The organism is Cryptosporangium japonicum, from assembly GCF_039524755.1.
Classification (GTDB): Bacteria; Actinomycetota; Actinomycetes; order Mycobacteriales; family Cryptosporangiaceae; genus Cryptosporangium; species Cryptosporangium japonicum.
On sequence record NZ_BAAAGX010000021.1, the window covers coordinates 1 to 23,377 of the forward strand.

Here is a 23,377-nt window from a genome sequence, read left to right on the forward strand (position 1 = left end):
ACAACTGTGCCAACGTCCCTGCACAGCACAGCTAGAGCCGGCGCAGCTGGGACGCGATCTGGGCCCGGGCCCGGCGCTGGCCGCCGCGGGCCTCGATCGCGGCCGACAGCTCACGCAGCGTGCCCGCCAGTCGGGCGCGGTCCACCGGCCAGCCGAGCCGCTCGCACTCGTCGGCCCAGTCGGCGGCTCCGCGGTGCCCGCGCGCCCGGTTGCACCGCCCGCACGCCGCGACCTCGTTCTCCAGCCACGACGGACCGCCCTTGACCCGCGGCACCAGATGATCGGTCGTCGGGCGCACCAGACGGCCGAACTCCCGGCCGCACCAGACACACGCCGCACCGTCGCGGGCCATGCGCTCGGCCAGCCGCTCCGCGCGCGCCGGCTCTCCTGAAGTACTCATCAGCTCCATTCAACGCACTCCGTGCGCACCCGCATCCCGACCTCTTGACACCGGGGCGGGCCGGATCCGACCCTGTTGCGGAGGGCGCACCGCGTTCTGCATTACGCACACCCTTCTGTACGACGCCAACCCGGAGGGGTTCGCATGATTCCCGTCTGCCCCCTGGACGACCTTCCCCCCGGCGAGAGCCACCGGCTCGACCTCACTCCCCCGATCAGCGTGTTCCGCACCGACGACGGTGAGCTCTACGCGCTCGACGACACCTGCACCCACCAGGACGCCTCGCTGGCCGACGGCTGGATCGAGGAGTGCGCGGTCGAGTGCCCGCTGCACGCGTCCCGCTTCGACCTGCGTACCGGCAAGCCGGACGGCCTGCCGGCGAAGACCGCGGTCCGCACCCATCCGGTCGTGGTCGTCGACGGCGTCATCCACGTCGTCCTCCTGAGCGCTACGGAGGCCCGGTCATGACCAGAGTGATAGTCGTCGGCGCCGGCATCGTCGGCAGCGCGATCGCCGACGAGCTGACCCAGCGCGGCTGGACCGACGTGCTCGTCCTCGACCAGGGTCCGCTCTACGCCACCGGCGGGTCGAGTTCGCACGCGCCGGGTCTGGTCTTCCAGACCAACCCGAGCAAGACGATGACGAACTTCGCCCAGTACACGGTGGAGAAACTGGGCGGCCTCGGCGAGCGGGCGTTCCGGCCGGTCGGCGGCCTCGAGGTGGCCACGACCCCGCAGCGGCTCACCGAACTGCACCGCCGCGCCGGTTTCGCGACGTCGTGGGGCCTGCCCGGCGAGGTGCTCGACCCGGAGCGGGCCGCGGCGCTCCACCCGCTGCTCACCCCGGACAAGATCCTCGGCGGTTTCCACACCCCCACCGACGGCCTGGTCGACGCGGTCGGCGCGGTGACGCTCCAGGCCGAGCGCGCGATCGCCAACGGCGCGCGGTTCCTGGGTGGTCACCGGGTCACCGCGGTGCGCCGGACGCCCGGCGGCCGGGTCGCCGGCGTCGACACCGACCGGGGCAGCTTCGACGCCGACGTCGTGATCGGCGCCGCCGGCTTCTGGGGCCCCCGGTTCGGCGCGCTGGCCGGCCTGACCGTTCCGCTGCTGCCGCTGGCCCACCAGTACGCGAAGACCGGCCCGGTGTCCGCGCTGCCCGGCACCGGCACCGCGCCGATCCTCCGTCACCAGGACGCCGACCTCTACTTCCGCGAGCACGGCGACCGCGTCGGCATCGGCTCGTACGCGCACCGGCCGATGCCGGTGGAGCGCATCCGGGACCACGACGAGTCGTCGGTGATGCCGAGCATCGAGGAGTTCACGCCCGCGGACTTCGACCCCAGCTGGGACGACGCGGTCGCGCTGCTGCCCGCGCTGGCCGAGACGAAGGTCGAGGAGGGCATCAACGGGATCTTCTCGTTCACCGCCGACGGGTTCCCGCTCCTCGGCGAGCACCGCGAGTTACCGGGGCTCTGGATCGCCGAGGCCGTCTGGGTGACGCACTCCGCCGGCGTCGCGAAGGCCGTCGCCGAGTGGATCGTGGACGGACAGCCGAGCGTCGACGTCCACGAGTGCGACCTCTACCGGTTCGACCCGGTGCAGCTCACCGACTCCTACGTGCGCACCCGCGCGGAGCGCAACTTCGTCGAGGTCTACGACATCCTGCACCCGCTCGACCCACCGGCCGACCCGCGGCCGCTGCGCGTCAGCCCGTTCCACCCGCGGCAGCGGGAACTCGGCGCGGTGTTCACCGAGGGTGCGGCCTGGGAGCGTCCGCTGTGGTTCACCGCCAACGACGGCCTGCCCGAGGCGGCGGGCGTCCCCGAGCGCGACGACTGGTCGGCCAGACACTGGTCGCCGACCGCGGGCGCCGAGGCCCTGGTCACCCGCGACCGGGTCGCGATGTACGACATGACGCCGCTGAGCCGGCTCGAGGTCACCGGCCGCGGCGCGCTGGCCTTCCTCCAGCGGATGACGACGAACAACCTCGACAAGGCACCCGGCGCGGTGACGTACACGCTGCTGCTGGACGCGACCGGGGGTGTGCGCAGCGACCTCACGGTGGCCCGGCTGGCCCCCGACCGCTTCCAGGTCGGCGTCAACGGCCCGCTCGACCTCGACCGGTTCCTGCGCCACGCCCCCGACGACGTGCACGTCCGGGACATCACCGGCGCCACCTGCTGCATCGGGCTCTGGGGTCCGCGGGCCCGTACCGTGCTCGCTCCGCTGACCCGCACCGACGTCAGCCACCAGGCGTTCGGGTACTTCAGGGCGAAGCACCTGGCCGTCGGCGACGTACCGGTCGACGCGCTGCGGCTGTCCTACGTCGGCGAGCTCGGCTGGGAGTTGTACACGTCGGCCGAGCTGGGCCTGCGGCTGTGGGACACGCTGTGGGACGCCGGTCAGCGCCACGGCGTGATCGCGGCCGGGCGCAGCGCGTTCAACAGCCTGCGGCTGGAGAAGGGCTACCGGCTCGCCGGCACCGACATGACCACCGAGCACGACCCGTACGCGGCCGGGCTCGGGTTCGCGGTCCGGACGGACAAGGACTTCATCGGACGCGACGCGCTGGACGCGCGCGGCGAACCCGCACGACGCCTCACCGTGCTGACGCTCGACGACCCCACCGCCGTGGTGCTGGGCAAGGAGCCGGTGTACCGCGACGACGCTCCGGCCGGGTACGTCACCAGCGCGTCCTACGGCTACACGATCGGGCGCTGCGTGGCGTACGCGTGGCTGCCGGCGTCGCTGCGGCCCGGGGACGCCGTGAGCATCGGCTACCTGGGCACGCGGCTGGCCGCCACGGTCGGCACCGAGCCGCTCTTCGACCCCGAGATGAAACGGATCCGGCGCTGATGACCGCTATCGACACCCCGAGTCTGATCAGCACCCTGCCCGGCCGCTACTACACCGACCCCGCGGTCTTCGCGGGCGAGCAGGAACGCATCTTCGAGACGATGTGGTTCTGCGCGGTCCGCTCCGACGACCTGCCCGGCCCCGGCTCGTTCCGCACCGTGCGCATCGGCCGGGAGAGCGTCGTCCTCGCCCGCGGCCGGGACCAGGCGATCCGCGGTTTCCTCAACGTCTGCCGGCACCGGGGCGCGCAGCTCTGCGCCGACGAGGAAGGCACGGTGGGGCGCGCGTTCCGGTGCACGTACCACGCCTGGACCTACGACCTGACCGGCAAGCTGGTCGCCGCGCCGAACCTGGCGAGCATGCCCGACCTGGACAAGAAGGCCTACGGGCTGGTCACCGTGCACACCCGCGAGTGGCTCGGCTACGTCTGGGTGTGCCTGGCCGACGAACCGCCGGACTTCGCGCACGACGTCGAGGGCGCGGTCGTCGAGCGCCTCGGCGACCTCGAGAGCCTCGACGCCTACGACGTCGCGTCGCTCAAGGTGGGGCGCCGGATCCGCTACGACGTGGCGGCCAACTGGAAGCTGATCGTCGAGAACTTCATGGAGTGCTACCACTGCGCGACGATCCACCCGGAGCTCACCGAGGTGCTGCCGGAGTTCGCCAACGGGTACGCCGCGCAGTACTACGTGGGGCACGGCGCGGAGTTCGGCGCCGACGTCCAGGGCTTCACCGTGGACGGGTCGGCCGGCCTGGACCGGATCCCGGGCGTCTCCGCGGACCAGGACCGCCGCTACTACGCGATCACGATCCGGCCGCAGGTGTTCGTCAACCTCGTGCCCGACCACGTGATCCTGCACCGGATGGTGCCGCTCGCGGCCGACCGGACGGTCGTCGAGTGCGACTGGCTGTACCTGCCGGGCGTCGTCGAGTCCGGCCGGGACGTCTCCGCGTCGGTCGAGCTGTTCCACCGCGTCAACCAGCAGGACTTCGAGGCGTGCGAACGCACGCAGCCGGGGATGAGCTCACGGGTCTACACGAACGGCGGCGTGCTGGTGCCGAGCGAGCACCACATCGCACAGTTCCACCACTGGGTGCGGGAGCGGCTGGCGTGAGAACGGGCGGAGACGGGCTCCCCCGTGGCGCCCGTCTCCGCTCGTGCCACCCGTCAAGCCACCCCTATCCATCCGCATTCGCGACGGATGCGACACCGTCATGTCGGGTACCGGACGCTTGATCGACCCCTGTCCGGTGGTCCCGCGACCGGTCGCTCCCGGTGTACAGACCGAGCAGCGACAACGCCGCCGGCAGCAGCACTCCGCGCACCACCGTGGCGTCCAGGAGGATCGCGACGGCCGCGCCGACGCCGAGCATCCGGTACTCGATCGCGCTGAGCGTGACGAAGATCGAGAACGCCGCGGTCATGATCACCGCGGCGCTGGTGACCACCCCGGCGCTGGCCGCGATCCCGCCGACGATCGACCGCCGCTCGCGGATCCGGCTCAGGATGAACAGGTGGTAGTCCATGCTCAGCCCGAACAGCAGCACGAACAGGAACAGCGGTAACCAGCTCACGATCCCGCCGTAGCCGCTCGCGTACTGGAACACGAACGTGAGGACACCGCAGGCGGCGGCGATCGAGAGCAGGTTCAGCACGATCGAGGCCACCGCCAGGCGCACCGAGCGGAACACCGCCAGGATCAGCAGGAACGCCAGCACCAGCACGAACGCCAGCACGACGGGCGCGCGCCGGGTGAGCTGGTCGGTGAAGTCGGCCGCGAACGCGGTCCGCCCGGCGACGGCGAAGCGGTACCCGCCCAGCGCCGCGGGAAGCGTGGTCGTCCGCAGTTCACGCAGCGCCCGGTTCGCGGCGTCGTCGGTTCCGCCGAGCGGTACCCGGGCCAGTACCGCGTCGCCGTAGCGGATCACCGTGACGCGGTCGAGGCCGCGCAACGCCGTGCGTACCCGTTCGAGGTCCGGTGCGCCGGTGTCCGACCAGACCACCACGCGCGCCGGCGAGGCCGCGCCCGGGAACGCCGCGTCCATCCGGGCCGCCGCGTCGATCGCCGGGACGCTACGCGGCAGGCTGTCGGTGACCGCGGCGTCCTGCAGGTGCAGCCCGGTGGCCGGGGCCGCCAGCAGCACCAGGAGCACCGCGGCGCCGCCGCCCCAGGCCAGCGGCCGCCGGGTGACCGCGGTGGCCAGCCGGGCCCAGGCCGCCGACCCGGTGCCGGCCGCCCGGCGCCGCCCGACGAACGGCATCCGTCCCCACTCGACCCGCGGGCCGAGCGCCGCGAGCACGGCCGGGAGCACGGTGAGCGCCCCGAGCACGGCGATCGCGACGACGAGCACGATGCCGACGGCGGCGCCGCGGAACACGTCGATGCCGACGAAGAACAACCCGGACAGGCACCCGATGACGATCAGGCCGGACACCAGGATCACCGAGCCCGAGGTCCGGCCGGCGATCCGCACCGCGGTGGCGGTGTCCCGCCCCGCCGCGCGTTCCTCACGCACGCGTCGCAGCGAGAACAACACGTAGTCGACGCCGACCGCGACGCCGATGAGCAGCACCATCGTCGTCGCCGCGCTGTTGACCGAGAGCCAGTGGTCGACGACCTGGAGCAGGCCGAACGTCGCCAGCAGGACAGTGGCGGTGAGCAGCACCGGGATGCTCGCGGCGACCAGGGCACCGAACACGACGAGCAGGATCGCCACGGTGAGCGGCAACGAGATCCGCTCCGACCGGCGGACGTCCGCCCCGATCGCCCGGTCGACGGCCGTGGAGAGGCTCCGGTCACCGGCCACGACGATCCGCGCGCCCGGATACCGCTGCGCGACCCGCTCGACGGTCGCGGCGACCGCGTCGGCACGGACCGCCGCCCCCTCCACCGGCCCGGCGACCTGGTAGGTGATCAGGGCGGACCCCGCGGTCAGCCGGGTGGGGTCGTCGGCCGGCGACCAGACCTGCGCGACCTCGGCCGTGCGCAGAGCGGTGACCACGGCGGTGACCGCGGTGCGGAGCTCGGCCGGGTCGTCGGACTGGACGAGGACGGACTCCTGGATGCCCTGGACGCCGTCCTGGGCGTCGAGCACCTCCTGGGCCCGCCCGGACTCCCCGGGGTCGACGCTCCGCGCCCCCGGGCCGGGGATCAGGCCGCTGACGAGGACGGCCGCGGCGACGAACCCGAGCCAGCCGAGAATCACGGCGAGCCGATGTCGCGTCGCCCAGGCGGCGAGCCGCTCGACCACGGGCACGCCGGAGACGGATTTGCGCAGACCAGGCACGACCTGGTGTCCTTTCCACGGGAGACAGCGTTCGTGAGAACTCGCCGCGAGGCGAGGAGTGCTTCTTCCGACCGGGCCACCGAGTTGCCGCTCGGTGGCCCGACCTCTACTCGACTTCGGTCAGCACCCGTTCGAGCCGGGTCATCCGGGTGCGTAAGTCGGTCAGCTGACCGGAGAGGTCGGCCAGCTGCCGGTTGGACTCCTCCTGCCCGCGCAGCACCTGCGCGGTGAGGTCGCGGTACTCGGCCTCCCTGGTCGGGGCGGCTTTCGCGCGCCAGGTGCCGAACAACTGCCAGATCAGCACCGTGACGACGACCGTGAGGAACGTCGTGATCCCAAACGCCCCCACGGCCTCCGCGAGTTCATGTCCGTCCATGGTCAAGACTCCTTCGAGTCGGGGGTGAGCGTGGGCACGGCCGCGGCGATCGTGTCCGGGGTGAGGTGGAACGCGAACTCGGTGACCTCGTAGAACCGCAGCGCTTTGCCGTCCTCGGACAGCTCGAGCTGCGAGGTGACCAGACCGGCGGCCTGGAGCTTGCGCAGGTGCACCTGGAGCAACGGCCGGCTGATGCCCAGTTCCCGGGCCAGCCGGCTGACGTACGTGCGCTCGGCGCGCAACGCCGCCACGACCCGGAGGCGATGGGGGTTGGCCAGCGTCGACAGGACCGCGACCAGCTCGTCCCCGGTGGGTGGCGAACCGTACATGCCAAAAGAAGTTAGCAGGTGCCAACCCTGACGCGCATCAGGGTTCGGCCCTAGCGCGTCACCCAGGCCGCGGCGTCCGGCGGCAGGCGGTCACCGATCAGCTCCGCGCTGGCCAGGCACACGGTCGCCCGCGGCGGCAGCGGCACGGGCGCCGCGGAGAGGTTCACCACGCTGAGGAAACCGGGCCCCCGCTCGAACGCGACGACGTCCGGGCCGAACTCGTCGCGGAACCGGAACGGCGCGGTGCGCAGTGCGGGCAGCGCGCGGCGCGTCCGCAGGGCCTCCCGGTAGAACTCCAGCATGGACGCGGGGTCGCCGGTCTGCGCCGCCGCGGTCAGCGACGCCCACGACGCCGGCTGCGGCAGCCAGGTGTCCGGCCCGGGCCCGAACCCGAACGGCGGGGCGTCGCCGGACCAGGGCAGCGGCACCCGGCACCCGTCGCGGCCGCGGTCGGTGAAGCCCGAGCGGCGCCAGGTCGGGTCGCGCAGCGCGTCCTCGGGCAGGTCCTCCACCTCGGGCAGGCCCAGCTCCTCACCCTGGTACAGGTAGACGCCGCCGGGCAGGGAGAGCGTGAGCAGCAGCGCGGCACGCACCCGGCGGGCGCCGAGCGCCAGGTCGGCCGGGCGGTCGAGCAGGTCGGTGAGCTGACGGGTGGGGCCGCTCTGGTCGGCGCGGGCGTAGCGGGACAGGTGCCGGGCCACGTCGTGGTTGGACAGCACCCAGGTCGGCGCGGCGCCGACGGCCAGGTGCTCGGCGAGCGTCCGGACGATCGTGCGGCGCAGGTCGGGCGCGCGCCAGGGTGCCGTCAGGTAGTTGAAGTTGAACGCGGTGTGCAGTTCGTCCGGGCGCAGGTACCGCGACAGCCGCTCCGGCTCGTCCACCCAGGCCTCGGCGACGAAGATCCGCGGCGGATCGTAGGCGTCGGCGACCCGGCGCCACTCGCGGTAGACCTCGTGCACCTCGTCGCGGTCCCAGTGGGGGTGCGGGTCGGGCCGGGCGGTGCCCAGGTCGGGCAGGCCGGCCTGCTTGATCAGCGAGTGCGCGACGTCGATGCGGAACCCGTCGACCCCGCGGTCGAACCAGAACCGCAGCGTGTCGACGAAGTACGCGCGCACCTCGGGGTGGTCCCAGTTCAGGTCGGGCTGCGACGGGTCGAACAGGTGCAGGTACCACTGCCCGTCGGGCACCCGCGTCCAGGCCGGCCCACCGAAGACGCTCTGCCAGTCGTTGGGGGGCTCGTCCCCGCGGCCGCCGCGGAACAGGTACCGGTCCCGCATCACCCCGCCGGCCAGCGCTTCGACGAACCACGGGTGCTCGCTCGAGGTGTGGTTGGGCACGATGTCCAGCAGCACCCGCAGCCCGCGCGCGTGGGCCTCGGCGATCAGCTTCTCGGCGTCGTCGAGGGTGCCGAAGCGCGGGTCGACGTCGCGGTAGTCGCTGACGTCGTACCCGCCGTCGGCCATCGGCGACGGGTACCACGGGTTGATCCAGATCGCGTCGACGCCGAGGTCGGCGATGTGGGCGAGCCGGTTACGCAGCCCGGTCAGGTCACCGAGCCCGTCGCCGTTCCCGTCGGCGAAGCTGCGGATGTAGACCTGGTAGATCACGGCATCGCGCCACCACATCTAATGCTCCGCCGCCCGCACCCGCACCTCTTCCTGCCCCTCCTGGGCCAGTTCGGCGGCGGCGGCCTCGTCGCGGGTCAGGTTCTCGCCGGTGCGCGGGTCGAACAGGTGCATGCGCCGGGTGTCGACCCAGAACTCGGCCTCGGTGTTCTCGCGCAGCCGGGTCATCGAGTCGATCGACGCGACGACCTGGGTGCGCAGCGCCTCGCTGTCGAGTTCGGCGGCCAGCTCGGACAGCTGCTTCGCGATCTGCTCGGGCGCTTCGAACGGCAGGTAGGCGTACTGCGAGTCGCCGAGCCACTCGGTGACGTCCACCCGCGCCCGGAACGTCGACCCGTGGTCCTTGTCCAGGCCACGGGCCGACTCGAAGTACTCCGGGCGGATGCCGGCGAGCAGCAGGTCGTGCCCGGCCACCCGGCGGGCCAGCTCGTCGTCGAGGTCGAGCTCGAAGAACGGCAACCGCAACCTCGCGCCGTCCACCACCGCGGGCAGGAAGTTCATCGGCGGCGACCCGATGAACCCGGCCACGAACAGGTTCACCGGCTGCTCGTAGAGCTCGCGCGGGCTGGCCACCTGCTGCAGGACACCCTTGCGCAGCACGGCGACCCGGTCGCCGAGCGTCATCGCCTCGGTCTGGTCGTGGGTGACGTAGACCGTCGTCGTACCCAGGCGGCGCTGCATCCGGGAGATCTCGGTGCGCATCTGGCCGCGCAGCTTCGCGTCGAGGTTGGAGAGCGGCTCGTCGAACAGGAACGCGTCGGCCTGACGCACGATCGCGCGCCCCATCGCGACCCGCTGGCGCTGCCCGCCGGACAGGTTCGCGGGTTTGCGCTGCAGGTGCTCGGTCAGTTCGAGGGTGGCCGCGGCCTCCTCCACCCGCTGCCGGATCTCCTCCTCGGGCACGCCCTTCTTCAGCCGCAGCGGGAACGCGATGTTCTCGAACACCGACAGGTGCGGGTAGAGCGCGTAGTTCTGGAACACCATCGACAGGTTGCGGTCCCGCGGGGCCTTCTCGTTCACCCGGTTGCCGCCGATGAGCATGTCCCCGCCGGTGATGTCCTCCAGCCCGACGATCATCCGCAGCAGCGTCGACTTCCCGCAGCCGGACGGCCCGACCAGGATCATGAACTCGCCGTCGGCGATGTCGATGCTGACGTCGTTCACGGCTTTGAAGCCGTCGCCGTACTCCTTGACGATGTTGCGCATCTCGATGGCGGCCATGGCGGTTATCCCTTCACTGCGCCGGCGGTGAGGCCGGCCACGATCCGACGCTGGAAGGCGAGGACGAGGATGATCACCGGGATCGTGATGATCACGGAGGCGGCGGCGATGGGTGCGGTGGGCTGCGAGAACTGCGAGGCGCCGGTGAAGAACGCGAGCGCCGCCGGCACCGGGCGGGACGCCTCGCTGGAGGTCAGCGTGATGCCGAAGATGAAGTCGTTCCAGACCGCGAAGAACGTCAGGATCGCGGCGGTGGCCACGCCGGGCGCCGCGAGCGGCACGATGACCTTGCGGAACGCCTGCCAGGCGGTGGCCCCGTCGACCTGGGCGGCCTGTTCCATCTCCCACGGGATCTCGCGGAAGAACGCGGAGAGCACGTAGACCGAGAGCGGCAGCGAGAACGACAGGTAGGGGATGATCAGCCCGATCCACGTGTCGTACAGCCCGATCGCCCGCCACATGTCGAACAGCGGCGTCGCGATCGCGATGATCGGGAACACGGTGATCGCCAGCGCGACGCCGAGCACCAGGCGTTTGCCGGGGAACTCCAGCCGGGCCACCGCGTACGCGGCGAGCGTCGCGAGCACCACCGAGATCGTGGTGGCGATCAGCGTGATGCCGATCGAGTTGCGCAGCGCGGTGGTGAACAGGTCGGAGGAGAAGACGATGTCGTAGTTCTCCCAGGTGAACGACGAGGGCAGGAACTGCCGGTTGGTGATGTCGTCGCCGCCCTTGAACGACAGCGAGACGATCCAGAGCACCGGGACGACCGCGTAGAGGATGACGGCGAGGCCGCCGACGATCCACGCGACCTCCGCGCGACGGCTGGCCTTCATCACTTGCTCCCTTGCTGCTGCGACAGGTCGGTGCGGAACACCTTGATGAACAGGAACGCGATGAGGACGACGAGCAACGCGAGGATCACGCTGACCGCCGAGCCCAGGCCGACCATCACCCGGCTGATCGTCTGCCGGTAGGCGAGGAACGAGAGCGTCTCGGTGCCCTGCGACCCGGCGGTCATGACGAAGACGTTGTCGAAGATGCGGAACGCGTCGAGCGTCCGGAAGAGCAGCGCGACCATGATCGCGGCCTTCATGTTCGGCAGGATCACCCGTTTGAGCCGCTGCCACGGGGTGGCCCCGTCGACGACGGCGGCCTCGAGGTAGTCGTTGGGGATCTGGGCCAGGCCGGCCAGCAGCAGCAGCGACATGAACGGCGTCGTCTTCCAGATCTCGGCGACGCAGATCGCGAACAGCGACGACGCGGTGCCGCCGAACCAGTCGAAGTCACCGAGCCCGAACCACGGGTTGACGAAGCCGTAGGTGTTGCTGAACGCGTACTGCCAGGAGAAGGCCGAGACGACCGTGATGATGCCGTACGGGATGAGGATCGCGGTGCGCAGCAGCGTGCGCATGTACAGCGCCCGGTGCATGACGAGCGCCAGCGCGAACCCGAGGACGAGCTCGACCGACACGGTGACGACCGTGATCAGCACGGTGACGCCGAACTGACGCCAGAACAACCCGTCGCCGAGGATCGTGCCGTAGTTGGCGAGCCAGATGAACTCCCGGCCGTCGGGATCGGTGAGGCGGTAGTCGAAGAACGAGAGCCAGAGCGCGTTGAGGATCGGGTAGCCGGTGACCGCGACCATGACGACCAGCGCGGGGCCGGCGAGCAGCCAGCCGAGCCTCCGTTCGTGGCGGGCGCGGTCGGTGAGCGGCGGCTTGCCCTTGCGGGGCTTCTCGACGGCTTCCGGGCGGGCGATCGTGGTGCTCATCAGTCGCTCCTAGATCAGCCGCTGGTTGGACAGGACGTCTTCGAGCAATCGGGCCGTGCGTTTCGCCGAGCCCTCGGTCACCTCGTCCGGCGGGTGGAAGCCGGCCTGGATCGCCGCGGTGACGTCGCCGTAGTACGGGCTGACCGGCCGGGGCGTGGCCTGGTCCATGCCTTCGCGGATCGCGTCGGCCATCGGGAACCGCTCCCGGACCTCCGGGTCGTCGAAGACCGAGCTCAGCACCGCCGGGTCGCCGGCCGTGAACATGTACTGCTTCTGGTTGGCCGGCGAGAGCACGCAGCGGATCACGTCGACCGCGAGCTCCGGGTGACGGCTGAACGCGCTGATCGAGAGCCCGAGGCCCCCCGAGGGCGGTGCGCTCTCCCGGTCGGCGAGCACCCGCGGGTAGCGGGCCCAGCCGACGTCGTCGAGGAAGTTCTTCGGCAGTTGCCCCTCGTCGATCGCGGCCTGCGCGGCGGCCCAGATGTAGGGCCAGTTGACCATGAAGCCGCCGTCCGGCCGGGCGAACGCGGCCCTGGCGTCGTCCTCGCTGCCGGTGCTGAAGCTCGGGTAGGCGGCCGAGGAGCGCGCCAGCTTCCCGATGATGCGTGCGGCCTCGCGGCCCGCGGTGCTGTCCAGACCGGATTTGACCTGGTCGGCCGGTTTGCCCTCGGAGTCCTCGGTCAGGATCGAGCCGCCGGCCGAGGCGACGAGCGCGTTCACCCAGACCATCAGGCTCTCGTTGCGCCGGCCCTGCCCGGCCACGGTCACGCCGGCCTTCTCGGCGCCGTCGATGAGCTGGTCCCAGGTCACCGGCCCCGCGCCCGGGTCGACGCCGGCCTTGGCCAGCACCGACTTGCGGTACCAGAGCAGCTGGGTGTTGCCGTTGGCGGGCGCGGAGTAGAGCTTGTCGTCGTAGAGGCCCTGGGCGACCGGCCCGTCGAGCACGCCGTCGGTGAACTGGGTGCGCTCGGCGTCGGTGAACGGCCGGAGGAACCCGGCGTTGGCGAACTCGGCCATGAACGGCGGGTCGATCGACAGGATGTCCATCCCGCGGTCCTGCGCGGCGAGCCGGCGCAGGAGCTGTTCGCGGGCGCCGCTCGCGGTGTTCGGTAAGGCCTGCAGGTCGATCCGGTAGCGACCGCCGGAATCGGCGGCGCACTTCTCGACGATGGGTTGCTGGTTCGGATTGGAACTGTAGAACGTCAGCGTGGTCGGGCCGCCGGAGTCGCCGCCACCGCACGCGGTGAGCAACGACGCCGCCAGGGCCAGCACTGCCGGGACTACGAGCTTTCGCATCGTTCCGCCTCTCCCGCCACCATTGCCGAGAAGAACGTGACCTGGATCACTTTCGGAAACGCTTCCGAAAAGAGTGGGGCCGAACGACACACTGCGTCAAGGTCTGCATCGTTTCCGTTATGGACACGGTCGGAACCGCTTCCATACACTTCTCGGCCGTGGCGGGACGGAGCAGTCTGGCCGACATCGCGCGACTGGCCGGGGTCTCCCTCGCCACCGCGTCCCGCGCGATGAGCAACTCCTACGGGGTCGCGCCGGCCACCCGCGCCCGGGTGCTGCGCATCGCCGAGGAGCTCGACTACGTCGTCTCCCCCGAGGCGTCGCGGCTGGCCCGGGGGGCGGTGGGCCGGGTCGCGCTGGTGGTGCCCCATGTGGACCGCTGGTTCTTCGGCGCGGTGATCGGCGGGCTGGAGGCCGAGCTCAGCGACGCCGGCCTGGACGTGCTGCTCTACCACGTCGGCGACGCCGACGACCGGCGCGACTTCTTCCACCGGCTGCCCGCCCGGCGCAAGGTCGACGCGGTCGTCGTCGTCGCGTTCGAGGTGGCCGACGCCGAGCGCGAACGCCTGGAGCGGATGGGCGTGCTCGTCGTCGCGGCCGGCGGACAGGACGAGGTGTACCCGGGCGTCCGCATCGACGACCGGGAGGCCGGGCGGCGGGCCGTGGACCACCTGCTGTTCCTCGGCCACCGCCGGATCGGGATGATCTCCGCGGTCGACCCGGACCAGCCGGTCGCCGCCCGCCCGCACGGGCGCGACCAGGCCTACCACGACGCACTGCGTGACGCCGGGCTGCCGATCGACGACGAATTGGTCGTGACCATCGAGTGGAGCGGTGTCGCCGCCGCCGACGCGATGGCGGCGCTGCTCAGCCTGCGTTCCCCGCCCACCGCGGTGTACTGCCACTCCGACGAGCTGGCGCTGGGGGCGATCCGCACGATCCGCCGCGCCGGGCTGCGGGTGCCCGAGGACCTGTCGGTGATCGGCGTCGACGACCATCCGCTGGCCGAGCTCACCGACCTCACCACGGTGGCCCAGCCCGCCCGCGACCAGGGTGTCCGCGCCGCCCACCTGCTGCTGGCCCGGCTGCGCGGGCAGGGGTCGCCGCAGCACGTCGTCCTGCCCACCCGGCTGGTCATCCGCCGGAGCACCGCACCCCCACGGGAGGTCTGATGCGCTACGTGTTCCGGCCGACCGCTGTCGACGCCGCCGGGCTGCTCACCCTGCCGTGGGAGCGTCCGCTCACCGAGTGGGACCCCGACCTCCTGCTGGAGATCCCCCAGCGCGGCATCTCCCGGCACGTCGTGCGGTTCGTCGCCGAGGGCGAGCAAGTCTACGCGCTCAAGGAGATCTCCGAGCGGCTGGCCCGGCACGAGTACGCGTCGCTCACCGGGTTCGAGGAAGAGGGACTACCGACGGTGACGGTGGTCGGCGTCTGCGTGGACCGCCCCGACGACCAGGACGCGATCCTGGTGACCCGGTACCTGGAGTACTCGATGTCCTACCGGTACCTGTTCAGCACCCCGCGCGGCCGGTCCTCGGTCGAGCGGCTGCTCGATCCGCTGGTCGAGCTGCTGGTGCGCCTGCACCTGGCCGGCGTGTTCTGGGGCGACTGCTCGCTGTCGAACACACTCTTCCGCCCCGATGCCGGGCACCTGGCCGCGTACCTGGTCGACGCCGAGACCGTCGAGCGGTACCCGACGCTCACCGAGGGTCAGCGCCGCTACGACGTCGACCTGGCGAGCGAGCGGGTCGGCGGCGAGTTGCTCGACCTGCGCGCCGGGAACCTGCTGCCGGACGACGTGGACCCGATCGAGGTCGCGCTCAGCCTCCCGTCGCAGTACGACGCGCTCTGGGACGAGGTCACCAGGGAGGAGGTCTTCGCCCCCGACGAGCAGCGCTTCCGCGTCGCCGAGCGGCTGCGTCGCCTCAACGACCTCGGGTTCGACGTCTCCGAGGTGGAGCTGGTGACCGAGCCGGCCGGCAGTCGCCTGCGTGTCGACGTCCGGGTCGCCGAGACCGGGCACCACCGGCACGAGCTGTTCCGGCTGACCGGCCTGGAGGTCCAGGAGGGACAGGCGCGTCGGCTGCTCAACGACATCCGCTCGTTCCGCGCCTACCTCGAGCAGCGCGACGGCCGGCCGGTGTCCGAGACCACCGCGGGCCACCGCTGGCTGAACGAGGTGTACCTCCCGGTGGTGAACGCCGTTCCGCCCGGCCCGCTGGCCCCGGCCGAGGTGTTCCACGAGGTGCTCGAACACCGGTGGTTCCTCTCCGAGCGCGCCGGACGCGACATCGGCACGACGGCTGCACTAGGCTCCTATTTGGACTCAGGTTTGCCCGCGCACTTGCCTTCGGGGGCAGAATGAACCGGTCCAGGTACAGCGAGGGGGCGTCATGCGCGGACGGATCGGGCGGTTGCTGGCGGTAACACTGTTCAGCATCACCCTGCTCACCGTTCCCACCACCGCCCACGCCCTGGACCAGGTGCCCTACATCGACCTCACCCCGAAGGGCGGCGAGAGCCGCGCGGTGGCCGTCGCGTCCGACGGCGTCGTCCTCGGCAACATTGGGTCGGCTCCGGAGAGCTCGGTCTGGCGCGCGCCCGAGTACACCGCGCAGTCGCTGGGCCCGCTCGGCCCGCACGCCGAGGCGGTCAACAACGCCGGCGACGCGGTCGGCTGCACCGCGAACGGCACCGGGCTGTACTGGCACGACGGGACGATCACCTACATCGAGCGGCCGGGCCGCACCACCTGCCTGTACGCGATAAACGACGCCGGGCAGATCGCCGGGGCCTCGGCCACGCCGACCGGCGGTGAGCAGGCGTTCCTCTGGGAGGACGGCCGGTTCACCGACCTCGGCGCGCCCGCCGACCGGGCGTCGGCCCCGATCGCGATCAACAACCGCGGCCAGATCCTCGGCCGGACCTTCGGCACCACGGCGTCGGTGCCGATGCGCGCGTTCGTCTGGGAGGACGGCACGCTCACCGACCTCGGCTCGCTCGGCGGGCCGCAGACGATCCCGACCGCGCTGGCCGAGGACGGGTCGGTCGGCGGGACGTCGAGCGTCGACGCGACGACCGCGCACCCGTTCCGCTGGGCCGGCGGCACGATGACCGACCTCCTGGCCGGCACCGGCGTGACCGACCCGAAGGCCACCGTGGCCGCGCTCAACGCCCGGGGTGACGTCGTCGGCACGGTGTCCGACCGGCCGGTGCTCTGGCACGACGGCAAGATGTCGTTCCTGGCCGACGCGGGTGAGGCCACCGCGGTCAACGCCGACGGCGTGGTGACCGGCGTGGTGCGCGCCGGCGAGACCCCGACGGTGTTCCGCTGGCGCGACGGCGGGCTCGTGCTGCTGCGCAACCCGCCCGGCACCACCTACTGCTACGCGACCGGCATCACCGCCGACGGCCGCGTGGTCGGCAACGTCTCGATCGGCGAGGTCAACCACGCGGTGGTCTGGCTCTAAGGCGGTCTGGCTCTAAGGCGCGAAGTACCCCAGCCGGCGACTGATCTCCTCGCCGGTGGCCACCACGGCCGGGGCGATCTCGTGCAGGCGCTCCTCCGGGCAGCGGTAGGCCGGCCCGGAGGCGCTGACCGCCGCCACCACCGACCCGTCCGCGCCACGCACCGGTGCGGCGACCGCGTTCAGCCCGATCTCGTACTCCTCGACCGTCACGGCGTAGCCGCGCTGCCGGACGTCGGCCAGGTGCTCGTCGAGGACGGGCACCTCGACCAGCGTGGCCGGCGTGTACGCGTCCAGCCCGCCGGCCGCGTACGCGGCCTCGCGCTCGGCCGGGGTGAGCGCGGCCAGCAGCACCTTTCCGCTGGAGGTGGCGTGCAGCGGGGTGAGCTGGCCGACCCAGTTGTGCGTGGTGACGGTCGCGCGCCCGCGGACCTGGTCGATGTTGACCGCGTAGTGCTCACGCAGCACCGCAAGGTTGACGGTCTCGCCGACGGTGTCGGCCAGCTGCTCGCACGGCGCGTGCCCCTGCTGGACGACGTCGAGGCGCGCCGACACCGCGCCGGCCAGCCGCACCACCCCGAAGCCGAGCCGGTACTTGCCCCGGTCGGCGGTCTGCTCGACCAGACTGCGGTCCTCGAGGGTTTCCAGCAGGCGGAACGCCGTCGACTTGTGCACCGCGAGCTCGGCCGCGACCTCGCTGACCCCGGCCTCGCCGCGGCGCGCCAGGATCTCCAGGACGCTGATCGCGCGGTCGACGGACTGCACTCCCCCGGACGGCGGTGGGGCCTCCTCGGTGAGCCTCTCGCTGTTCCGCATGACGCAACTCTACGCATGTGCAATCCTGTTGCCGAGGAAGGAACTCGCTTCTCCTGGCGCAACGGAGGGGTCGCATTTGTTCATCGGCGGAAATTGGATCTCCGGTTCGGGCGGCAAGTCCGACGTTCTCAACCCCTTCGACCAGAGCGTCGTCGCCCAGGTCGACCACGCCGACGTCGGTGACGTGCACGCGGCCGTCGTCGCGGCCCGGAAGGCGTTCGGCGCCTGGGCCGTCACGCCCACCCGCGACCGCGCCGCCCTGCTGACGAGGGTCGCCGACCTGCTCGCCCGCGACAAGGACACGATCGCGCGCACCGAGACGCTCGACACCGGCAAGACGCTGGTGGAGAGCGGGCTGGACGTCGACGACGTGATCGCGGTGTTCCGGTACTACGCGGCGATCGCCGACAGCGACCCCGGCCGCCTGGTCGACACGGGTCAGCCGGCCGTCGTCAGCCGGGTCGTGTACGAACCGGTCGGCGTCTGCGCGCTGATCACGCCGTGGAACTACCCGCTGCTGCAGATCGCCTGGAAGGTGGCGCCGGCGCTGGCCGCCGGCAACACCGTGGTGATCAAGCCGAGCGAGGTCACCCCACTGACCACGATCCGGCTGGTCGAGCTGCTGGCCGAGGCCGGCGTGCCGGCCGGCGTGGTCAACCTGGTGCTGGGGGCGGGCGCGGTCGGCGGGGCGCTCGTCGAGCATCCGGACGTCGACCTGGTGTCGTTCACCGGCGGGGTGGCCACCGGGAAGCGGATCCTGCGCGCGGCCGCCGACACCGTGAAACGGGTGACGGTCGAGCTCGGCGGCAAGAACCCGAACATCGTGTTCGCCGACAGCGACTTCGAGACGGTCGTGGACTACGCGCTCACCGCGGTGTTCCTGCACTCCGGGCAGGTGTGTTCGGCCGGGGCCCGGCTGCTGGTCGAGGAGCCGCTGCACGACGCGCTGGTGGCCGAGATCGCGGCGCGGGCCGAGCGGATCGTGATCGGCGACGGGCTCGACCCGGCGTCGGAGACCGGACCGCTGGTCTCGGCCGCGCACCGCGACAAGGTCGAGGCATACGTGGCCGCGGGTCTGTCCGAGGGAGCCCGGCTGGTGGCCGGGGGCCGCCGGCCGGACGACCCCGCGCTGGCGAACGGCTTCTTCTACCGGCCGACGGTGTTCGACGGGTGCCGCGCCGACATGCGTATCGTGCGCGAGGAGACGTTCGGGCCGCTGCTCACCGTCGAGACGTTCGACTCCGAGGCTTCCGCGCTGGCCTTGGCCAACGACACCGAGTACGGGCTGGCGGGCGCGGTCTGGACGTCGGACGCGGCGCGCGCCGAGCGGGTGGCCCGGGGGCTGCGTGCCGGCACGGTCTGGATCAACGACTACCACCCGTACGTGCCGCAGGCCGAGTGGGGCGGGTTCAAGCAGTCCGGCAACGGCCGGGAGCTCGGGCCGAGCGGCCTGGCCGAGTACCGCGAGGCCAAACACATCTGGCAGAACACCGCCCCGGCTCCGCAGCGGTGGTTCAAGGGATGAGCACGTTCGACTACGTGATCGTGGGCGGCGGGTCGGCGGGGTGCGTGGTCGCCGCGCGGCTCTCCGAGGACCCGTCGGTCTCGGTGTGCCTGCTCGAGGCCGGGCCGTCCGACGTCGGCGACCCGAAGATCCTGCGGCTGACCGACTGGATGTTCCTGCTGGAGTCCGGCTACGACTGGGACTACCCGGTCGAACCGCAGGAGCGGGGCAACAGCTTCCTGCGGCACTCCCGGGCGCGGGTGCTGGGCGGCTGTTCGTCGCACAACTCGTGCATCGCGTTCCATCCGGTGCGCGAAGACCTGCTGGCCTGGGACCTGCCGGGGTGGTCGCCGTCGGACTGTGCGCCCCTGGTCGAGCGCCTGCGGGCCACCGTCGAGATCCGCACCGTGCCCCCGGCCGACACGTGCGGCGCCGCGGTGCTGGCGGCGGCGGCCGCGGTGGGGTTACCCACGGTGGACTTCAACACCGGTACGACAGTGGTGAACGGCGCCGGGTGGTTCCAGATCAACGCGTCCGCGGACGGTGTGCGCAGCTCGTCGTCGCACGCGTACCTCCATCCGGTGCTCGCGCGCCCGAACCTCACCGTGGTGACCGACGCGTGGGCGTCGCGGGTGCTGTTCGACTCGTCGCGGCGGGCCACCGGGGTCGAGTACCTGGCCGCGGACCGCGTCCACCGGCTGACCGTCTCCGCCCGGCGCGAGGTCGTGCTCTCCTGCGGGGCGATCGACACCCCGAAACTGCTGATGCTCTCCGGCGTCGGACCGGCCGCGCACCTGCGCGAGGTCGGCGTGGACGTGCTCGTCGACTCCCCCGGCGTCGGCGCGAACCTCGACGACCACGTCGAGGGCCTGGTGATGTGGGACGCGGCGAAGCCGATGGTGACCGAGTCGACCCAGTGGTGGGAGATCGGGCTGTTCGCGGCCACCGTTCCCGGGCTGGACCGGCCGGACCTGATGATGCACTACGGGTCGGTGCCGTTCGACCTGAACACGGTGCGCTGGGGCTACCCGACCACCGAGAACGGCTTCTGCCTGACGCCGAACGTGACGCGGGGCCGCTCCCGGGGCACCGTGCGGCTGCGCTCGCGCGACTTCCGGGACAAGGCGCGCGTCGACCCCCGCTACTTCACCGACGCCGAGGGGCACGACGAGCGGGTGATGCTGCACGGGCTGCGCCTGGCCCGGCGGATCGCCGCCCAGCCCGCGCTGGCCGGGTGGATCGCGTCCGAGCTGGCTCCCGGGCCGGAGGCCGTCACCGACGACGAGTTGCTCGACTACGTGCGCAGGACGCACAACACCGTGTACCACCCGGCGTGCACCGCGCGGATGGGCCGGGACGACGACCCGCACGCGGTGGTGGACACGTCGTTGCGGGTGAACGGCGTGCGGGGGTTACGGGTGGCGGACGCGTCGGTGCTGCCGTCGCTGACGACCGTGAACCCCAACATCACCGTGATGATGGTGGGCGAACGCTGCGCGGACCTGCTGGCGTCCGACGGCTAGCGGGGCGCGTCTACGAGGGCGGGGTCGGGCCGGAGCGGTCGCCGGGGTACGGGGCGCCGTGCGCCGGGGCGCCCGGAGCGGCCCCGTAGGGCGGGTAGGTGCCGCCGTACGGTGGCGCCGCGGTGGGCGTCGGCCCGGGCTGGGGGTTGAGCGGGCCGGTCGGGCCGTAGGGTCCGTACGGGCCGACGCCGTAGCGGGGCGGGGCCGCCGACCCGGCCGTCACGGCCATGACTGCGGCGATCACCAGCAGCCCCAGACCGACGACCGCCATCGTCAGCGCCTTGACGCCGTTCTCGAGCCCGTAGAGGTGCCCGTCGCAGGTCGTGACCGGCCCGCCGGACGTGGCCGAACACGTCAGCTCGACCGAGCTGCTCCCGCTGTCGACGAAGATCACGCCGATCCCGACCAGCGCGATGATGGCGAGACCGACGACCGTGAAGAGCCACTGGATGCTGCGCGCGAAGGCCTGCATGGGCGCGGATGGTAGGGCATGGGCGCGAGTCCCCGGGGTCAGAACCGTGCGGGTGCCAGCTGCGGGCATTCGGCCGCGACCGCCGCCGGTGGGACCGCGGCGAGTTCGGCCAGTTGGGCCGCCGGTCCGGGCCGCCCGTAGAGCCAGCCCTGGCCCGCACCGCAGCCGTGGGCGATCAGCGCCGCGGCCTGGAACGGCTCCTCGATGCCCTCGGCGACCGTGCTCATCCCCAGCGCGTTCGCGAGCGCGACGATCGCGGTGATCACCGGCGCCACCCCGGTGTCGGGCGTGAGCGTGGTGACGAACGCGCGGTCGATCTTGAGGATGTCGACCGGCAGCCGGTCCAGCCGCGAGAGCGACGAGTACCCGGTGCCGAAGTCGTCGATCGCGATACGCACACCCTCGGCCCGGAGGGTCTCCAGCGCGGCCAGCGCCACCGGGGCGTCGGCCTCGAGCATGCTCTCGGTCACCTCCAGCACGAGCCGCGTCGGCGGGAGCCCGGTGTCGGCGAGGATGCGCCGGACGTCGGGGACGAAGTTCGGGTCGTGCAGTTGCCGCCCGGAGACGTTCACCGAGATGCGGGGGTTCTCGGTGAAGTCCCAGTCCCGGGCCTCCTGGCACGCGACCTGCAGCACCCACCGGCCCAGGTCGAGGATGAACCCGGACTCCTCGGCGAGCGGGATGAACTCGACCGGCGGGATCGACCCCCGCTCGGGGTGCGTCCACCGCAGCAGCGCCTCCGCGCCGATCACGGCACCGGTGGGCAGGTCGACGATCGGCTGGTACACGACGACGAACTCCCCGGCGGGCAGCGCGTCGACCATCTCGCGGTTCTGCGCGCCGCTGTGCACGTCGACGAACGTGCGGGCCCGGCCGGCGATCTTGGCCTGCTGCAGCGCGTTGTCGGCCCGCCCCAGCAGCAACGACGCCGAGTCGCCGACGCGCCACTCGGCGATCCCCGCGGACGTGGTCTGGTCGTCGGGCAGCGTCGCGCGCAGGGCGTCGACGATCGCCGCGCCCTCGGACGCGGTGACCCCCGGGAGCACCAGCCCGAACTCGTCGCCGCCGGAGCGGGCCAGCACCGCGCCCGGCGGCAGGATCGAACGCCAGGCCTGGCCGGTGAGGCGCAGCAGACGGTCGCCCTGGTCGTTGCCCAGGATCTCGTTGACCCGCCGGAAGTTGTCGAGGTCGAGGAACGCGACCGAGACCGGCGTGCCTTCCCGGCGGGCGGCCTCGACCGCGTTGTCCAGCGCGCGCTGCAGCCCGCGGCGGTTCGCCAGCCCGGTCAGCGTGTCGGCCTCGGCCTCGGTCGCCTCACGCACCAGCCAGCCGATGATCACCGCGACCACCGCGTTCGTGCCGATCAGCGCCACGACGACGCCGGTGGGCACGGCGTCCCAGACCGTTCGTCCGACGATCAGGGCGGCGGCGATCACGACCTGGTACAGCATGCCGATCGGCCAGCTGAAGAAGAACATCGTGAACAGCGACGCCAAGGGGTAGATCGTGGCGTAGGCCTCGTCGCCGCTGACCGCGACGAGCAGCGTGACCGACCCGATCGCGCTCCCGATGAACAGGTGGAACGCCCATCGCGGCCAGCGTCGTCCCAGGCGGCCGACGAGCAGTCCGACGCCGACCGACGCGAGCCCGAGCACGAGTTCACCGGCGACGTGGGCGCCGGAGTCCTCGAGGAGCGCGATGACCGTCGCGACGATGCTCGCGGCGATGTAACAGGTCCCGGCGACGATCGACATCAGCCGCGGCGTGGCGACGACCGGGGCCTGCCACCAGCCCGCCGGGCCGCGTAGGCCACGCAGACACCGGCTCACCGGCGCTGCACCGGCGGGCGGCCGCGTCATCCACCGCTCCTCATCGTCGGTACCTATCGACGCGGGTCGGGGGGCTGTGAGGGATTCGGTCGGGTAGTTCTGCTCAGGCGTCGGGGTGGGCGGGGGCGACACGGTGTACGCATGAACCCGGATCAGGAGTCGGCGCGGGCCGAAGCGGCGCGGCGGGAATCGGCGCGGCGGGAATCGGCGCGGGGCGAAGCGGCGCGGGGCGAAGCGGCGCGGGCCGAAGCGGCGCGGGGCGAAGCGGCGCGGGCCGAAGCGGCGCGGGGCGAAGCGGCACGGGCCGAAGCGGCGCGGCGGGAACTGGCGCGGGCCGATGTGGCGGTGGTGGTGGCGGCGCGGGCGCTGTCGGTGGCGTCGGGGCGGGCGCGGGCCGCCCGGGTCGAGGCGGACCGGGCCGAGCAGCACGCGGCGGCGGCGTACCACGCGTGGGCTGGGGCGTCGGCGCATCGCGCTCGTCTGCTCGCCCGGCCGGTGGTGGCGGGTCCTGGTCTCGCTGGGCCTGGTTTGGCTGGGCCTGGTGTGGCTGGTCCTGGTGTGGCTGGGCCTGATTTCGCTGGTCCTGGTGTGGC

General features: G+C 72.2%; 20 protein-coding genes. 8 read left to right on the top strand and 12 right to left on the bottom strand.

What is annotated here, in order from left to right:
• Nucleotides 1–31 precede the first annotated feature (31 nt).
• On the bottom strand, nucleotides 32–400 hold the full coding sequence (locus ABD437_RS27090; protein ID WP_344651757.1) for an HNH endonuclease: 369 nt from the start codon (nucleotides 398–400) through the stop codon (nucleotides 32–34).
• A 144-nt stretch (nucleotides 401–544) separates the two neighbouring features.
• Here ABD437_RS27090 and ABD437_RS27095 point away from each other — a divergent pair, with 144 nt between their 5' ends.
• Genes ABD437_RS27095 through ABD437_RS27105 form a run of 3 tightly spaced genes read left to right on the top strand, consistent with a single transcriptional unit; the run spans nucleotide 545 to nucleotide 4,373 of the window.
• Nucleotides 545–868, top strand: a complete 324-nt coding sequence (locus ABD437_RS27095) for a bifunctional 3-phenylpropionate/cinnamic acid dioxygenase ferredoxin subunit (protein ID WP_344651758.1) — start codon at nucleotides 545–547, stop codon at nucleotides 866–868.
• Nucleotides 865–3,258, top strand: coding sequence for a GcvT family protein (locus ABD437_RS27100; protein WP_344651759.1), 2,394 nt, complete (start codon nucleotides 865–867; stop codon nucleotides 3,256–3,258). Before ABD437_RS27095 ends, ABD437_RS27100 begins: the two co-directional genes overlap by 4 nt.
• The gene (locus ABD437_RS27105) at nucleotides 3,258–4,373 is read left to right on the top strand and encodes an aromatic ring-hydroxylating oxygenase subunit alpha (RefSeq protein ID WP_344651760.1); all 1,116 of its coding nucleotides are present in this window, start codon (nucleotides 3,258–3,260) and stop codon (nucleotides 4,371–4,373) included. Before ABD437_RS27100 ends, ABD437_RS27105 begins: the two co-directional genes overlap by 1 nt.
• Nucleotides 4,374–4,437: 64 nt before the next feature.
• Here ABD437_RS27105 and ABD437_RS27110 read toward each other — a convergent pair whose 3' ends face one another.
• The 8 genes from ABD437_RS27110 to ABD437_RS27145 all read right to left on the bottom strand — a co-directional run bounded on the left by ABD437_RS27110 (nucleotide 4,438) and on the right by ABD437_RS27145 (nucleotide 13,170).
• On the bottom strand, nucleotides 4,438–6,546 hold the full coding sequence (locus ABD437_RS27110; RefSeq protein WP_344651761.1) for an MMPL family transporter: 2,109 nt from the start codon (nucleotides 6,544–6,546) through the stop codon (nucleotides 4,438–4,440).
• 106 nt (nucleotides 6,547–6,652) lie between these two features.
• Complete coding sequence (locus tag ABD437_RS27115) at nucleotides 6,653–6,922, bottom strand: hypothetical protein (RefSeq protein ID WP_344651762.1); 270 nt, start codon at nucleotides 6,920–6,922, stop codon at nucleotides 6,653–6,655.
• Nucleotides 6,923–6,924: 2 nt separating this feature from the next.
• Nucleotides 6,925–7,251 (bottom strand): ArsR/SmtB family transcription factor, encoded by a 327-nt coding sequence (locus tag ABD437_RS27120; RefSeq protein WP_344651763.1) that lies wholly within the window; start codon nucleotides 7,249–7,251, stop codon nucleotides 6,925–6,927.
• A 50-nt stretch (nucleotides 7,252–7,301) separates the two neighbouring features.
• Nucleotides 7,302–8,876 (bottom strand): glycoside hydrolase family 13 protein, encoded by a 1,575-nt coding sequence (locus ABD437_RS27125; protein WP_344651764.1) that lies wholly within the window; start codon nucleotides 8,874–8,876, stop codon nucleotides 7,302–7,304.
• Nucleotides 8,877–10,097 (bottom strand): ABC transporter ATP-binding protein, encoded by a 1,221-nt coding sequence (locus ABD437_RS27130; RefSeq protein ID WP_344651765.1) that lies wholly within the window; start codon nucleotides 10,095–10,097, stop codon nucleotides 8,877–8,879. It abuts the gene before it with no gap.
• 5 nt (nucleotides 10,098–10,102) lie between these two features.
• The gene (locus ABD437_RS27135) at nucleotides 10,103–10,933 is read right to left on the bottom strand and encodes a carbohydrate ABC transporter permease (RefSeq protein ID WP_035856206.1); all 831 of its coding nucleotides are present in this window, start codon (nucleotides 10,931–10,933) and stop codon (nucleotides 10,103–10,105) included.
• On the bottom strand, nucleotides 10,933–11,874 hold the full coding sequence (locus ABD437_RS27140) for a carbohydrate ABC transporter permease (RefSeq protein WP_344651766.1): 942 nt from the start codon (nucleotides 11,872–11,874) through the stop codon (nucleotides 10,933–10,935). Before ABD437_RS27140 ends, ABD437_RS27135 begins: the two co-directional genes overlap by 1 nt.
• Before the next feature lie 9 nt (nucleotides 11,875–11,883).
• Nucleotides 11,884–13,170, bottom strand: coding sequence for an extracellular solute-binding protein (locus ABD437_RS27145; RefSeq protein WP_344651767.1), 1,287 nt, complete (start codon nucleotides 13,168–13,170; stop codon nucleotides 11,884–11,886).
• Nucleotides 13,171–13,328: 158 nt separating this feature from the next.
• On the opposite strand from ABD437_RS27145, the gene ABD437_RS27150 reads away from it, so the two are divergent.
• The 3 genes from ABD437_RS27150 to ABD437_RS27160 are packed head-to-tail and all read left to right on the top strand — an operon-like array spanning nucleotide 13,329 to nucleotide 16,643.
• Entirely contained in the window at nucleotides 13,329–14,342 is a 1,014-nt protein-coding gene (locus tag ABD437_RS27150) for a LacI family DNA-binding transcriptional regulator (protein WP_344651768.1), read from the top strand.
• Entirely contained in the window at nucleotides 14,342–15,538 is a 1,197-nt protein-coding gene (locus ABD437_RS27155; protein WP_344651769.1) for a DUF4032 domain-containing protein, read from the top strand. The genes ABD437_RS27150 and ABD437_RS27155 overlap by 1 nt, the downstream gene beginning before the upstream one ends.
• A 28-nt stretch (nucleotides 15,539–15,566) precedes the next feature.
• Nucleotides 15,567–16,643: a hypothetical protein gene (locus ABD437_RS27160; protein ID WP_344651770.1), complete on the top strand. Its 1,077-nt coding sequence runs from the start codon at nucleotides 15,567–15,569 to the stop codon at nucleotides 16,641–16,643.
• 12 nt (nucleotides 16,644–16,655) lie between these two features.
• On the opposite strand, the gene ABD437_RS27165 is transcribed toward ABD437_RS27160, so the two are convergent.
• Nucleotides 16,656–17,456 carry an IclR family transcriptional regulator gene (locus ABD437_RS27165; protein ID WP_344651771.1) on the bottom strand — a complete coding sequence of 267 codons (801 nt, stop codon included), beginning with the start codon at nucleotides 17,454–17,456 and terminating at the stop codon, nucleotides 16,656–16,658.
• Between ABD437_RS27165 and ABD437_RS27170 the strand changes: the two genes are divergently transcribed.
• Together ABD437_RS27170 and ABD437_RS27175 are read left to right on the top strand one after the other, a co-directional pair.
• Entirely contained in the window at nucleotides 17,455–18,981 is a 1,527-nt protein-coding gene (locus tag ABD437_RS27170; RefSeq protein WP_425558254.1) for an aldehyde dehydrogenase family protein, read from the top strand. The two genes, ABD437_RS27165 and ABD437_RS27170, sit on opposite strands and share 2 nt — an antisense overlap.
• The gene (locus ABD437_RS27175) at nucleotides 18,978–20,483 is read left to right on the top strand and encodes a GMC family oxidoreductase (RefSeq protein WP_344651773.1); all 1,506 of its coding nucleotides are present in this window, start codon (nucleotides 18,978–18,980) and stop codon (nucleotides 20,481–20,483) included. Before ABD437_RS27170 ends, ABD437_RS27175 begins: the two co-directional genes overlap by 4 nt.
• Before the next feature lie 10 nt (nucleotides 20,484–20,493).
• Here the strand turns inward: ABD437_RS27175 and ABD437_RS27180 are convergent, their stop codons facing one another.
• Both ABD437_RS27180 and ABD437_RS27185 read right to left on the bottom strand, forming a co-directional pair.
• Nucleotides 20,494–20,955 carry a hypothetical protein gene (locus ABD437_RS27180; protein WP_344651774.1) on the bottom strand — a complete coding sequence of 154 codons (462 nt, stop codon included), beginning with the start codon at nucleotides 20,953–20,955 and terminating at the stop codon, nucleotides 20,494–20,496.
• Nucleotides 20,956–20,993: 38 nt separating this feature from the next.
• Nucleotides 20,994–22,814 (bottom strand): putative bifunctional diguanylate cyclase/phosphodiesterase, encoded by a 1,821-nt coding sequence (locus tag ABD437_RS27185; protein WP_344651775.1) that lies wholly within the window; start codon nucleotides 22,812–22,814, stop codon nucleotides 20,994–20,996.
• Nucleotides 22,815–23,377: the final 563 nt, after the last annotated feature.